General features: G+C 55.2%; 16 protein-coding genes. 9 read left to right on the forward strand and 7 right to left on the reverse strand.

The window, feature by feature from the left end; genetic code table 11:
• Positions 1-150: 150 nt before the first annotated feature.
• Positions 151-711, reverse strand: a complete 561-nt coding sequence (gene gmhB, locus V3W49_RS13225; protein ID WP_500146068.1) for a D-glycero-beta-D-manno-heptose 1,7-bisphosphate 7-phosphatase — start codon at positions 709-711, stop codon at positions 151-153.
• A gap of 185 nt (positions 712-896) precedes the next feature.
• On the opposite strand from gmhB, the gene metN reads away from it, so the two are divergent.
• From metN to V3W49_RS13260, 7 genes are all read left to right on the forward strand, one after another.
• Positions 897-1,928, forward strand: a complete 1,032-nt coding sequence (gene metN, locus V3W49_RS13230; RefSeq protein ID WP_500146070.1) for a methionine ABC transporter ATP-binding protein MetN — start codon at positions 897-899, stop codon at positions 1,926-1,928.
• Complete coding sequence (locus V3W49_RS13235; protein ID WP_500146071.1) at positions 1,921-2,574, forward strand: methionine ABC transporter permease MetI; 654 nt, start codon at positions 1,921-1,923, stop codon at positions 2,572-2,574. Before metN ends, V3W49_RS13235 begins: the two co-directional genes overlap by 8 nt.
• 30 nt (positions 2,575-2,604) lie before the next feature.
• On the forward strand, positions 2,605-3,420 hold the full coding sequence (locus tag V3W49_RS13240; RefSeq protein ID WP_154777578.1) for a MetQ/NlpA family lipoprotein: 816 nt from the start codon (positions 2,605-2,607) through the stop codon (positions 3,418-3,420).
• 116 nt (positions 3,421-3,536) lie between these two features.
• On the forward strand, positions 3,537-3,941 hold the full coding sequence (gene rcsF / locus V3W49_RS13245; RefSeq protein ID WP_500146073.1) for an envelope stress sensor lipoprotein RcsF: 405 nt from the start codon (positions 3,537-3,539) through the stop codon (positions 3,939-3,941).
• The gene (gene tsaA, locus V3W49_RS13250) at positions 3,938-4,660 is read left to right on the forward strand and encodes a tRNA (N6-threonylcarbamoyladenosine(37)-N6)-methyltransferase TrmO (RefSeq protein WP_500146075.1); all 723 of its coding nucleotides are present in this window, start codon (positions 3,938-3,940) and stop codon (positions 4,658-4,660) included. Before rcsF ends, tsaA begins: the two co-directional genes overlap by 4 nt.
• Positions 4,661-4,818: 158 nt before the next feature.
• Positions 4,819-6,537 carry a proline--tRNA ligase gene (gene proS / locus V3W49_RS13255; protein ID WP_500146076.1) on the forward strand — a complete coding sequence of 573 codons (1,719 nt, stop codon included), beginning with the start codon at positions 4,819-4,821 and terminating at the stop codon, positions 6,535-6,537.
• Positions 6,538-6,600: 63 nt separating this feature from the next.
• Entirely contained in the window at positions 6,601-7,389 is a 789-nt protein-coding gene (locus V3W49_RS13260; RefSeq protein ID WP_500146078.1) for a YaeF family permuted papain-like enzyme, read from the forward strand.
• Positions 7,390-7,432: 43 nt separating this feature from the next.
• Here the strand turns inward: V3W49_RS13260 and nlpE are convergent, their stop codons facing one another.
• Genes nlpE through V3W49_RS13275 form a run of 3 tightly spaced genes read right to left on the reverse strand, consistent with a single transcriptional unit; the run spans position 7,433 to position 9,124 of the window.
• Positions 7,433-8,131 carry an envelope stress response activation lipoprotein NlpE gene (gene nlpE / locus V3W49_RS13265; protein ID WP_500146080.1) on the reverse strand — a complete coding sequence of 233 codons (699 nt, stop codon included), beginning with the start codon at positions 8,129-8,131 and terminating at the stop codon, positions 7,433-7,435.
• Positions 8,132-8,162: 31 nt separating this feature from the next.
• Positions 8,163-8,585 (reverse strand): alternative ribosome rescue aminoacyl-tRNA hydrolase ArfB, encoded by a 423-nt coding sequence (gene arfB, locus V3W49_RS13270; RefSeq protein ID WP_500146082.1) that lies wholly within the window; start codon positions 8,583-8,585, stop codon positions 8,163-8,165.
• On the reverse strand, positions 8,582-9,124 hold the full coding sequence (locus V3W49_RS13275) for a YaeQ family protein (protein WP_500146083.1): 543 nt from the start codon (positions 9,122-9,124) through the stop codon (positions 8,582-8,584). Before V3W49_RS13275 ends, arfB begins: the two co-directional genes overlap by 4 nt.
• Positions 9,125-9,312: 188 nt before the next feature.
• Between V3W49_RS13275 and V3W49_RS13280 the strand changes: the two genes are divergently transcribed.
• On the forward strand, positions 9,313-9,513 hold the full coding sequence (locus tag V3W49_RS13280; RefSeq protein WP_500146084.1) for a YaeP family protein: 201 nt from the start codon (positions 9,313-9,315) through the stop codon (positions 9,511-9,513).
• On the forward strand, positions 9,500-9,760 hold the full coding sequence (rof, locus tag V3W49_RS13285; protein WP_500146085.1) for a Rho-binding antiterminator: 261 nt from the start codon (positions 9,500-9,502) through the stop codon (positions 9,758-9,760). The genes V3W49_RS13280 and rof overlap by 14 nt, the downstream gene beginning before the upstream one ends.
• A gap of 37 nt (positions 9,761-9,797) precedes the next feature.
• Here the strand turns inward: rof and V3W49_RS13290 are convergent, their stop codons facing one another.
• The 3 genes from V3W49_RS13290 to cadA form a co-directional block, all read right to left on the reverse strand.
• A complete protein-coding gene (locus tag V3W49_RS13290) occupies positions 9,798-10,112 on the reverse strand; it encodes a c-type cytochrome (RefSeq protein WP_500146086.1) in 315 nt (104 codons plus the stop codon).
• Complete coding sequence (gene tilS, locus V3W49_RS13295; RefSeq protein ID WP_500146087.1) at positions 10,109-11,422, reverse strand: tRNA lysidine(34) synthetase TilS; 1,314 nt, start codon at positions 11,420-11,422, stop codon at positions 10,109-10,111. Before tilS ends, V3W49_RS13290 begins: the two co-directional genes overlap by 4 nt.
• A 140-nt stretch (positions 11,423-11,562) precedes the next feature.
• The gene (cadA, locus tag V3W49_RS13300; RefSeq protein ID WP_500146089.1) at positions 11,563-13,701 is read right to left on the reverse strand and encodes a lysine decarboxylase; all 2,139 of its coding nucleotides are present in this window, start codon (positions 13,699-13,701) and stop codon (positions 11,563-11,565) included.
• Positions 13,702-13,708 lie beyond the last annotated feature (7 nt).

Genomic DNA, 13,708 nt, shown 5'->3' on the forward strand with positions numbered 1-13,708 from the left:
TAAATTTTCAGGCTTTTCCCTTCGAATCACCGCGTCGCGTTGCCGCTGCGCCGTGTCGATGGAGGCGCATTATAGGGAGCCGCCGCGGGATAGCAAGCGCTAAAACAGAAAAAACTCTCAACCGCTCAGTTTTCGCGCATAAAGGTGATTTTAGCGCCTTTTGATCAATTCGGGCAGCGCGGCCAGAGAATCAATCACCCAATCCGCAGCCGCCTCGGCATCCGCCGTCACCGGCTTGCCGGTACGAACCAGCACCTTATTGCCTACGCCTGCAGCGGCAGCAGCCAGCATATCTTCCTGCTTATCCCCCACCATATAAGAAGAAGCCATATCGATATGAAGAAAATCACGTGCCGATATCAACATCCCCGGCTGCGGCTTGCGGCAATCACACTGCTGGCGGAACGCGTCTACTTTTCCGTCCGGATGATGCGGGCAGTAATAGATGCCGTCGAGATCGACGCCGCGATCCGCCAGCGACCAGTCCATCCACTCCGTCAGTTGTTCAAACTGCGCCTCGCTGAAAATGCCGCGCGCGATCCCCGACTGGTTAGTGACCAGAACCAGCGCGAACCCCATAGCTTTCAGCTCGCGCATGGCGTCGATAACGCCATCGATAAACTGAAACTGGTCTATCTCATGGACATAGCCGTGATCGACATTGATAGTGCCGTCACGATCGAGAAAAATGGCGGGGACGTTTTTGGCCACCGAATACTCCTGTGATCGCTGATAATAACTGGCGCACATCATATCCCTGCCGAACGCTAATGGCGAATCAGACATTGATTGATTTAGACGTCTGGATGCCTTAACATCCATCTCCAATACGGTCATCCCCGTACACGGCAGCAGAAAATGCCACGGCTTACTTATATAAGATAATAAATAATCTGATGATTAAACTTTCCAATATCACCAAAGTGTTCCAGCAGGGGAATCGCACCATCCAGGCGCTGAAAGACGTTAGCCTGCATGTGCCTGCCGGACAAATTTATGGGGTGATAGGCTCATCCGGCGCAGGTAAAAGCACGCTCATCCGCTGCGTTAACCTGCTGGAGCGCCCCACCCAGGGAACCGTTCTGGTCGACGGCCAGGATCTGACCGCCATGAGCGCCGCCCAGTTAACCCGAGCGCGTCGTCAGATTGGTATGATCTTTCAGCACTTCAACCTGCTCTCTTCCCGTACCGTTTTCGGTAACGTCGCGCTGCCGCTGGAGCTGGATAATACTCCGCGCGACGAAATCAAACGCCGCGTGACAGAGCTGCTTGATCTGGTCGGCCTGAGCGAAAAACAGGATGCCTACCCGGCCAACCTGTCAGGCGGTCAGAAGCAGCGCGTGGCCATCGCCCGCGCACTGGCCAGCAATCCAAAGGTGCTGCTGTGTGACGAGGCCACCAGCGCTCTCGATCCGGCCACCACCCGTTCGATTCTGGAACTGCTGAAAGACATTAACCGCCGTCTGGGCCTGACCATTCTGTTAATCACCCACGAAATGGATGTAGTTAAGCGCATCTGCGACTGCGTGGCGGTGATTAGCAACGGCGAATTGATAGAACAGGATACCGTGGGTGAAGTGTTCTCCCACCCTAAAACACCGCTGGCTCAACAGTTTATCCAGTCCACCCTGCATCTGGATATCCCCGAGGACTACGCTCAGCGCCTGAGCGATAAAGCGGGCACGGATACCGTTCCCCTGCTGCGACTGGAATTTACCGGCCAGTCGGTCAACGCGCCGCTGCTTTCAGAAACGGCACGCCGCTTTAATGTGAATAACAACATTATTAGCGCCCAGATGGATTACGCCGGTGGCGTGAAATTCGGCATTATGCTGACTGAAATGCACGGCGAACAGAAAGATACCGAGGCAGCGATTGACTGGCTCACGCAGCAGCATGTGAAAGTGGAGGTACTGGGTTATGTCTGAAGCAATGATGTGGCTCCTGGGTCGCGGGGTGTGGGAGACCCTGATGATGACCTTTGTCTCCGGTTTCTTCGGTTTTGTAATTGGTCTTCCGGTTGGTGTACTGCTTTATGTCACCCGCCCGGGACAAATTATGGAAAGCGCGAATCTGTACCGCGTTGTTTCGGCGCTGGTTAACATCTTCCGCTCCATCCCCTTTATTATCCTGCTGGTGTGGATGATCCCCTTTACCCGCGTGATCGTCGGAACCTCCATCGGGCTGCAGGCCGCCATCGTTCCGTTGACCGTCGGTGCCGCGCCCTTTATCGCCCGAATGGTGGAAAACGCGCTGCTGGAAATTCCATCGGGCCTGATTGAGGCTTCGCGCGCCATGGGCGCCACACCAATGCAAATTATTCGCAAGGTTCTGCTGCCGGAAGCGCTGCCGGGCCTGGTGAACGCGGCCACCATCACACTGATCACCCTGGTCGGCTACTCCGCCATGGGCGGCGCCGTCGGCGCCGGCGGTCTGGGACAGATAGGCTACCAGTACGGCTATATTGGTTATGACGCCACCGTGATGAATACGGTACTGGTTCTGCTGGTCGTTCTGGTCTACTTGATCCAGTTCGGTGGCGATCGCATCGTCCGCGCTGTAACACGCAAATAACGCACTATCACATTTACGTAAGGAAGAGATATGTCTCTCAAATTTAAGACCGTTGCAGCAATTGGCGCCCTGGTCGGCGCCCTGGCTCTGGCAGGCTGCGGCCAGGAAGAGAAAGATCCGAACCATATTAAGGTCGGTGTGATTGTCGGCGCTGAGCAGAAAGTTTCTGAAGTCGCTCAGAAGGTCGCGAAAGAGAAATATGGTCTGGACGTTGAGCTGGTCACGTTTAACGACTACGTTCTGCCTAATGAAGCATTGAGCAAAGGCGATATCGACGTTAACGCTTTCCAGCACAAACCGTATCTGGATCAGCAGATTAAAGATCGCGGTTATAAGCTGGTTCCGGTCGGCAAAACCTTCGTTTACCCCATCGCCGGCTATTCCAAAAAAATTAAGTCGCTGGACGAACTACAGCCAGGTGCCCAGGTCGCGCTGCCTAACGATCCGACCAACCTCGGTCGCTCCCTGCTGCTGTTACAGAAAGTGGGGCTTATCAAACTAAAAGACGGCGTTGGCCTGATGCCGACCGTACTGGACGTGACCGAAAATCCGAAAAATTTGAAGCTGCTTGAGCTGGAAGCCCCACAGTTGCCGCGTTCACTGGATGACGCTCGCATCGCGCTGGCGATTATCAATACCACTTATGCCAGTCAGATTGGCCTGACGCCAGCCAAAGACGGTATCTTCGTTGAAGATAAAGACTCACCGTACGTGAATCTGATTGTGGCGCGCGAAGACAATAAAGACGCTGAAAACGTGAAGAAATTTGTTCAGGCGTTCCAGTCCGACGAAGTCTCTGAAGCCGCGAATAAAATCTTCAACGGCGGCGCAGTGAAAGGCTGGTAATATCCGGTTGCCACTTTTTTGGTAAAAATGAAAAGACGGGCTCAGGCCCGTCTTGTTATTTTAACAAGAGCTTGCTTCAATAAAGCCCATTTCGATTTATTTATTGAGGAAAAATTATGCGTGCTTTACCGATCTGTTTATTAGCACTCATGCTAAGCGGCTGTTCCATACTAAGCAGATCTCCTGTCGAACCCACTCAAAGCACAGCAATAGCGCCGAAAAAAGAACCGTCGCGACCGAAAATTACGCGGACGACGCCGGTCAAGATTTACACCGATGCTGAAGAGCTGGTCGGGAAACCGTTCCGGGATCTGGGTGAAGTCAGCGGTGACTCTTGCCAGATGAGCAACCAGGACTCACCGCCGAATATTCCTACCGCCCGTAAACGCATGCAGATTAATGCATCCAAAATGAAGGCTAACGCCGTTTTGTTGCACAAGTGCGAAGTAACCAGCGGTGCGCCGGGTTGCTATCGGCAGGCAGTTTGCGTCGGTTCGGCGCTGAAAGTTAATGCCAAATGACCTCGTTCAGTTTTGAACAAATCGGCGTTATCCGCTCCCCCTATAAAGAGAAGTTTGCCGTCCCCCGTCAGCCAGGACTGGTAAAAAGCGGCGGCGGCGAACTTCATTTGCTACCCCCCTGGCATCAGCCAGAGGCCGTTCGCGGCCTGGAAGGCTTCAGCCATCTGTGGATTCTGTTTGTATTTCACCAGACCATGGGCAGCGGATGGCGTCCGACGGTACGTCCACCGCGGCTGGGCGGCAATACGCGAATGGGGGTATTCGCCACCCGCTCCACCTTTCGCCCAAACCCCGTCGGTATGTCGCTGGTTGAGCTAAAAGGCATAGAAAGCCAGCGCGATCGTCTGATACTTAAACTGGGCAGTCTGGATCTGGTGGACGGCACGCCAGTGGTGGATATTAAACCCTACCTGCCTTTCGCCGAAGCGCTTACCCATGCTCAGGCGGGCTATGCGGGCGAGGCGCCCGTTGCCGAGATGGCGGTGAGTTTTACACCAGAAGTACAGCGACAGCTGGAGCGGGCGTCACGGCGCTATCCACAACTTGCGCGTTTTATCAGCGAAGTGCTGGCTCAGGATCCGCGCCCGGCCTATAGAAAAAGCGAGGAAGCTGGCCGTGAGTATGCCGTCTGGCTACTGGACTTCAACGTGCGCTGGCGCGTAACCGAACAGGGTGCCGAAGTTTTTGCCCTGGAACCCCGGCAAGAAAGCGCCGAATAGTAGTGAAAATGCATAACATAAAGATGAGGAGTGACGAATCGTTGAATTTCCACTCTCTCTCTTTTGGCAACTCTGCCACACTGGTACACTAAGCCACTTTTTCCGACTGGCCCTTTCCGGGGCCTGCGTTAGATCGTTCAAATGGAACCATTACAAACATGCGTACTAGCCAATATCTGCTCTCCACTCTGAAGGAGACACCCGCCGACGCCGAAGTTATCAGCCATCAGCTGATGCTGCGCGCCGGGATGATCCGCAAGCTGGCCTCCGGGTTATATACCTGGCTGCCGACCGGCCTGCGCGTCCTGAAAAAAGTCGAAAACATCGTGCGTGAAGAGATGAATAACGCCGGTGCCATTGAGGTGTCCATGCCAGTGGTTCAACCAGCTGACCTGTGGCAGGAAAGCGGTCGCTGGGAGCAGTATGGTCCGGAACTTTTGCGCTTCGTCGATCGTGGCGATCGTCCGTTCGTACTCGGCCCGACCCATGAAGAGGTCATTACCGATTTGATCCGCAACGAGCTGAGCTCCTATAAGCAGCTGCCGCTCAACTTCTTCCAGATCCAGACCAAGTTCCGTGACGAAGTGCGCCCGCGCTTTGGCGTCATGCGTTCGCGTGAGTTCCTGATGAAGGATGCCTACTCCTTCCATACGACTCAGGCCTCCCTGCAGGAGACCTATGACGCAATGTACACCGCCTACAGCAAAATCTTTACCCGCATGGGTCTGGATTTCCGCGCCGTACAGGCAGACACCGGCTCAATTGGCGGCAGCGCCTCCCACGAGTTCCAGGTACTGGCCCAGAGCGGCGAAGACGATATTGTCTTCTCTACCGACTCCGAGTTTGCCGCCAACATTGAACTGGCCGAAGCCGTCGCACCGGCAACCGAACGTGCAGCCCCCACCCAGGAGATGGAGCTGGTTGATACCCCGAACGCAAAAACCATCGCCGACCTGGTCGAGCAGTTCAATCTGCCTGTCGAAAAAACCGTGAAGACGCTGCTGGTGAAAGCGGAAGAAGGTTCCGCCTATCCGCTGGTCGCATTACTGGTACGCGGCGATCACCAGCTTAACGAAGTGAAAGCCGAAAAACTGCCGCAGGTCGCCGCTCCTCTTACTTTCGCAACGGAAGAAGAGATTCGCGAAGCCATTAACGCAGGGCCCGGCTCTCTGGGGCCGGTAAAAATGCCGCTGCCGGTAGTGGTTGACCGCAGCGTGGCCGCCATGAGCGACTTCGCCGCTGGCGCCAACATCGACGGTAAGCACTATCTCGGCATCAACTGGGAGCGCGATGTGGCGCTACCGGACGTCGCCGATATCCGCAACGTTGTGGAAGGCGATCCCAGTCCGGACGGTAAAGGCACCCTGCAGATCCGCCGCGGCATCGAAGTGGGCCACATCTTCCAGCTCGGCACTAAATACTCCGAAGCGATGAAAGCCAACGTTCAGGGCGAAGACGGCCGCAACCAGATTCTGACCATGGGCTGCTACGGCATTGGCGTCACCCGCGTAGTGGCTGCCGCCATTGAGCAGAACCATGACGAACGCGGTATCGTCTGGCCGGAAGCGCTTGCCCCGTTCCAGGTCGCCATTCTGCCGATGAATATGCATAAGTCGTTCCGAGTGAAAGATCTGGCTGAGCGTCTCTACAGCGAACTGCGCGCTCGCGGTGTGGACGTGCTGCTGGACGACCGCAAAGAGCGCCCTGGCGTGATGTTTGCCGATATGGAGCTTATTGGTATTCCGCATACTGTCGTTATCGGCGATCGCAATCTGGACAACGATGACGTGGAATATAAATACCGCCGCGCCGGTGAGAAAGAGCTGATAAAGACCGATGATATTCTCGAATTCCTGATGGAAAAAATCACCGGATAAGCCACTCACGCCCCGCTGGATGCGGGGCGTTTTTTTATCTTCGCAATGACAATGGAGTGTCTGATGGCGCCAAAGCTCCCCGCCCTGTTGTGTATATCGCTGCTTGCTGGCTGTACCCTGGATATCTCTCCTGCATCTGAAAAACAGCGCATGGCCATAAAAATACAGCGCCAGAGTTCTGCCCCCGGCAACAGCCTGCGAGATATCACACCTGAACAGTTGCGCGCTGGCGATGTCCTGTTCTCTTCCAGTCTGGGGCTGACTTCTTTGGGGATTCGGCTGTTCAGTACCTCTTCGGTCAGCCACGTCGCCATCTATATTGGCGACGGCATGGTCGCAGAGGCCGTCGGTGACGGCGTACAGTTAGCGCCACTTCAGGACGTGCTGAAACATAGCGACAAGCTTTTTGCGTTACGCCTGCCCGACCTAACCCTGTCACAGGCGGAGGCAATCACCCGCTTTGCCCGGGACAAAGAAGGCAGCCGCTATAATTACGGCGGAATCGTCGAAATGGTTCCCTTTATGCTCACCAGACAGCTCTGTTCGCTGAACCCCTTTTCCCGCGAGTTTCGCCAGCAGTGCGTTCAGGGGTTAGCCAGCGCTCAGCTCAGTACGCCCGATGGCCGCACGCAGGATAGCTATTTCTGTTCCGAATTTGTATTAGCCGCCTATGCCGCGGCGGGCCATCCGCTCACCACCATGGCCGCGGGCTGGGTGAGTCCGGCCGATCTGATGCATATGCGTGATGGTGACGTCGCATCGATGGCACCGGAACGGCCACTTAATTACGTCGGGCACCTGAAGCAGGGGGTTTACCTTAAAGCACGTAAAATGGCGCGACTGTGGCACTAAAACAGCAAATGCAGGTGGCGAGCATCGCCACCTGCCTATCGCATTAGTCGTTACAATCCTTGCCTGGAGCAAAGCGACCGTCGCTGTCAGGAACCACCGTCATCTGCATCTCACCGCTGTCCGGATTCGGCGTCAGCGTAAAGTGCGCTTCCAGCCTTACCAACACCGGTTGCATGTCCCGATCGCGCACCTGGCTATAGGCCCGCTCCATCTGCACATTATTGTCGAAGATGAAGGTGCGTCCGGTCGCGCAATCGGTGAAGACGGCGGCATCGGCCATATACTTATATTTGCCTTTCATCGCCATCGGGGTTTTGGGAAGCTGGCTCTGCACCGGATCCAACCGATAGTTCAGCGTCGACTCAATAGGATTACCTTCCCGATCCAGCATCTCCAGACCATCGCCATCAGGGCGGAAATAACGCTTCTCGCCACTGGCATCGGTCAGCACCAGCTTATCGGCAGTCCGCGCCCAGGTACCCCAGGATGCGAAAATATCAGGCTTTTTCGCCCCGATACCGCGTTCATTCATCACCCAGGTTCCGTCCTTTTCCAGGAACAGAGAGGTTTCTATACCCTCGCAGTCGGCGCAGGGCAACACGCCGCGGAAGCTCTGCTGCATGGGTTTCAGTTCGGCAGTCTGGGTTTCCGGCGCGCCCCTGACGCCGTCAGAAGGGTTGTTACATCCAAATAGCGACAATAATGTACAAACTGCAACTGCAGAAAAAATTAACTTTTTCACCGGCTTATCCTGTCATTCAATTTAGCGTTCATTACTCCGGCATACGACGAACCCGGCCACGCAGCGATTTAGTCGCCGACTTCTGCGACTTCGCCGCCAGCCGACGCTGCTTTGAAGCACGCGTCGGCCGGGTGGGCCTGCGGGTTTTTCGCGGCGCATTCAGTTCCTGAATCAGCGCCACCAGCCGTGCGATGGCGGCCTCCCGGTTCATCTCCTGACTACGATATTCCTGCGCTTTAATCACCACTACGCCTTCGGCGGTGATCAGATGATGGCTGACGGCCAGCATTCGCGCCTTATACTCTTCCGGCAGGCTGGATGCGCTAATGTCAAAACGCAGATGCACCGCCGTTGAAGCTTTATTTACATGTTGACCACCCGCCCCCTGGGCACGAATCGCGCTCAGGGCTATCTCATCATCGGGGATGGCCACGCGTCGGGATATCTCAATCATCGCTGCAGCCACGACACTGGCTTCAGCTCCAGATGGTTTTGAGCGTCAGAAAGCCAGAGAGTTCCCTCCTGCAATGTCGCCTGCAGCGTCATATTACGCGCCGCCAGGCTGCTCAGCGCTGCGAGCTGCTCGTCATCCAGATACCAGATGGTCAGATTACGATAGCCCGCCAGCCGCGTCTGGTTCTGCTGCCACCAGACCTGGGCGGCACGGCTATTATAGGCGAACAGCGCCACCTGCGCCCCCTGACTGCAGGCCTTCTTCAGGCGCTTCTCATCCGGCAGGCCCAGTTCGATCCAAAGAATGATATCGCCGCAGTCATTGCGCAACCACAGCTCCGGTTCGTCGTCAGCGCACAGACCGCGGGTAAAGGTCAGCCTCTCATCGGCATACATAATCCAGGCCAACAGACGCAACATCAGGCGCTGTTGGGTTTCCGACGGATGACAGGCAAGCGTCAGGTTGACATCCAGAAACTGGTTACGGTCGAGATCGGCGACATTGACCGCCGCTTTATAAATCGTTGCTTTTAAAGCCATTAGCGCCCCCAAATTTGCTGGCATTATTGTAGCGAAAAGCACCGCAATATTCTGCCGTTGTCCGCCGATTTTTCCCGTCAGTGCGCGCGTCGCCGGAAATTGTGCAACCTTGCGAAAGCCTGTTTATCTTCGTAGGCTTAGCATGTATCCTGGTAAAAGTCTGGCTTCAGACTCGGAAAGGAGGGCATATGGAAAGGTATTGTGAATTAATACGTCGGCGCTACAGCGAAATCGCCAGCGGCGAACTGGGTTACATCCCGGATGCGCTGGGCTGCGTATTAAAGGTTCTGAATGACACGGCTTCCGACGAGACGCTTTCGGATTCAGTCAGGGACAAGGCGGCTTACGCTGCCGCTAACTTACTGGTGAGCGATTATGTCAGTGAATGATACCTATCAACCCATCAACTGCGATGACTATGAGAATCTCGAACTCGCCTGCCAGCACTATCTGCTGCTGACACTGGAGTTAAAAAACGGAGAGAAACTCCAGGCTAACGCCCGCGACCTGGTGATTCGCAAAAAAGTCGAGTATCTGATTGTCGAAAATGGTGGTGACGAGCGCGCGCTGCGCCTGGACGAAATCAATATGTTCAGCCATCCGGAACTTAAAGGCGATAACTACATTCGCGAATAATATCCCCAGGGGCAGCCAGACGGCTGCCCTTTCACATTCAGGGCTTCATACTGGCGTAGTACGCCGCCAGATTATCAATATCCTCATCAGAAAGGCCACTGACGTAAGCCTTCATAATCTCCGCCTGCCCGCCACTACGCTCCCCCTTTTTGTACGCATGCAGCGCATGAGCCAGGTAGGCTTCGTTCTGGCCGGCCAGGTCAGGATAGAGCGGTACCGATACCTTTCCTTTAGCCCCATGGCAGGCAACGCACATTACCGCTTTCTCTTCCCCGGCTTTGGCATCGCCTTTAGCCAGCACGGGCAGCGCACACAGCAGTAGCGCTGCCGCCAGCCCCGTTCGTTTAATCATGATTCTTGCTCCTTTTGCCACAAAATTCGCCAGCATGGTTCGCCCTGTGGGGCACCTTCCCGGGTCACGAAAATCCCCGGAGCGGCGATAAGGCACTCATTGTAATAGAGCAGAGGCGAGGTAACACGCCGCCAGGGAGCAACCCCCAGCTCCTGCCACAGTTTTTTCATCGGCCGCCCGTGGGCACGCCCCAGAATATGAACCGTTCCTTTAGCCCGAAAGCGAACCGTCACCCGTTCACCCTCGGTGGGCGCTCGCACCGCCGTGCCCTGTCCGTCCAGATGCAGACTCCCCAATGCTTCCGGTAACCTCAGGGGCAGGCTGGGGTCGTTCCAGTCCAGCACCACATCATCCAGCGGCGCCCGGCACTTTACCCTCCACAGCGCCCCCTGGTAACGACGAACGTCCAGATCCCCTAGCCGCAGACGCGGCGCAGCGTCTGCCCGGGCGCAGGCCACCTCATCCCACAGACGAATCAGCATAGCGCGGGAAGGCGCCGGACTGCCGCCGCGAATCAGCCAACGTCGTAATATAGCCGCTCGCCGGATATCGCTCATAGCCGCCAGCGGCGTCAGGCGAAGCTCGCCCTGCGGGCCGATAAGTGCCGCCAGCTCATCCGCCAGCAGCTCATCAATCAGGCGTTCCTGCTCGCCGCACAGCGTCGCGCTACGGGCCACCGTACGGGAAAAGTAAGGCCAGCGCTGCGTCAGTTGCGGCAGCACCCGCAGGCGCAGAAAGTTACGATCGTAGCGATCGTCCTGGTTGCTGTCATCCTCGATCCATTCCAGCTCATTCGCCTCGGCATAGGCTGTAAGCGACGCTCGCGAACTTTCCAGCAGCGGACGTACGATGGCCCCGCCAGCGAACACCAGCGTTTCCGGCATCGCGGCAAGCCCCGCCGGACCGCTGCCGCGTTTTAAAGCCAGCAATAACGTTTCGCACTGATCGTCCAGGTGTTGAGCCGTAACCAGCGCCTCTTCTGGCTGCAGGGCCGCAGCAAAAGCGGCGTAGCGTGCTTCCCGTGCCTGAGCTTCAATGCCCTGTCCATTATCCTGAAGCTGAACCCGAACCACTTCCAGAGGCACATTCCAGCGTTCGCAAATCTGCCGACAGTGTACCGCCCAGTCATCGGCGTAACGGCTAAGGCCGTGGTGAATGTGAATGGCCCGCAGCCGGGCGCCCGTATGTTCGCGCAGCTGCGCCAGGCGATGCAGCAATACCGTGGAGTCAAGGCCGCCGCTAAAGGCCACCAGCCAGTGCGACCAGTGATTCAGTGCGGGAGAGAGTGAAATATCGCCGTAGTTGTCCATGTTCCGGAAGATTTAAAGAGGTATAGCGGCACGTTAACCACTCCGCCCACGACGATCAAGTAGTAACGCCGCGACCGGGAGAAAGTCAGGCGGGCAGGAAAAGACAGGGGGAGAGAGCCCCCCCTCCCCCCAGGCTGTGATTATTTATTTTTCAGCACCTTAACGGTATAACTTTCATCCGGCTGACGATAAGCGCCATGAATATCAGTTTCAAACCCAGGAAAGTGGGCCCCCGTCTCACACAGCATTTGCAGAAATTCCAGCACCGGCAGGCTGGCCTCGGTGATCATCTCGCCCGGCATAACCAGCGGAACGCCTGGCGGATATGGAAGGATCATATTAGCGCTGACTCGCCCGCTCATCTCATTAATGTCAATCTCCTCCACTTCGCCATGTAACTCTTTATGAAAGGCGTGATACGGCGTCATTACCATCTCCGGCAAAACTTCGAAAGCACGAAACATCAGATCCGACAGATTATGGTGCTCCACCAGTTGATGCATATTATGCGCCAGCTCCTGGATACGCATATTCTCATAGAACTCAGGCGCCTCGCTGTACAGCGAAGGCAGCATGTTTTTCACCCTCAAATTCAGACTGAAGGCGCGTTTAAATTCAGTCAACGCCCGCAGCAAACTCAGCGCTTTCGTTTTATCAATGCCGATACTGAATAAGAACAGCAGGTTATAAGGCCCGGTTTTTTCAACAATAATGCCGTGTTCGTCCAGATACTTCGCCACAATGCTGGCCGGAATCCCGAACGCCTCCATCTTGCCGTCTTCATCCATGCCCGGCGTCAGAATAGTGACCTTAATGGGATCCAGATACATATGTTCATTATCGATATGCTTAAAACCGTGCCAGGTACTGTCAGAGCGCAGCGGCCAGCATTCCGGCCCATCGATATGTTCCGGCTGCCAGATATCGAAGAACCAGCCTTCGGATTCGTTGTTCAGCCGTTTAATCTCTTTACGAAACTTAATCGCTCGCTGGATAGACCCCTCAATCATCCTCTTACCGGCATTGCCTTTCATCATCGCCGCCGCGGTTTCGGTCGAAGCCACAATGCCATAATAGGGTGAGGTCGTGGTGTGCATCATATAGGCTTCGTTAAAGGTGGCCTCGTTAATGTCTCCCTTCACATGAATCATCGATGCCTGCGAAAATGCCGCCAGTAGCTTGTGAGTGGACTGAGTTTCATAAATCACCTTACCTTCTACGCGGTCGCCGCTCATGCCGCTTTTCCCGGCGTAAATGGGGTGGAAATTGGTATAAGGCACCCAGGCGGAATCGAAATGGATCGATCTCACGTCCAGGGTTTTCTTGATGAAATCGGTGTTGTACAACAGACCGTCATAGGTAGAGTTGGTAATCACCGCATAGATCGGCCAGCTGGCATTCGGCGTCTCTTTAACCCGTTTAGCGATAGTGGCGTGCTGGAATTCGCTACGCGGAATACCGCCCAGAATCCCCCTGGCGTTACGGGTCGGGCGCAGATAGAGCGGCGTGATATCGCTCATCATCAGCAAATGTGTTAACGATTTATGGCAATTACGGTCAATCAGCACCGTACTGCCCGCCGGAGCGGCATACATCCCCACGATTTTATTAGACGTTGAAGTGCCATTGGTCACCATAAAGCTGCGTTCAGCGTTAAAGGTGCGGGCAATGTACTCTTCCGCCTCTTTATGCGGCCCGCTGTGATCCAGCAGCGAGCCCAGTTCCGGGACCGAAATCGAAATATCCGCCTTCATGGTATTCGCGCCAAAGAAATCGTAAAACAGCGAGCCGACCGGGCTCTTCTGAAATGCGGTTCCCCCCATGTGGCCAGGCGTACAGAAAGTATATTTCCCCTCACGAGCATATTTAAACAACGCTTTCGTCAGCGGCGGCAGGATGGTGTCGATATATTCATCAGTATGATGCCGAATTCTGGTGGCTATATCATCGGCGGAACCCAGGGAATATTCAAAAAAGCGCACCTGCATCCGTAAATCATTCAGACTAACGTCCAGGGTGGAATAGCTATTAGCAAATGCGTAGAGCGGCATATATTCATTAAGGCGACTTATCTCTTCGCAAAGTTCCAGGCTATATTTATCCCAGTCGAAAATCACGCCGCACAGCCGGGCATTGTTCTCTATCAGCTTCAGCAAATCTTCACGGTCATTCGGATAAACGATACGAAAATCCATCGCTTCCAGCGCCTGCCGTAATTCACGAATCGGCTCTTCCTTAAAGTAAACCCCCATGTGGTTCATAATAGCGATAACATTCATAATATAA

Origin of the sequence: Rosenbergiella sp. YN46 (assembly GCF_036620675.1) — a bacterium.
In the GTDB taxonomy this organism is placed as follows: Bacteria; Pseudomonadota; Gammaproteobacteria; order Enterobacterales; family Enterobacteriaceae; genus Jejubacter.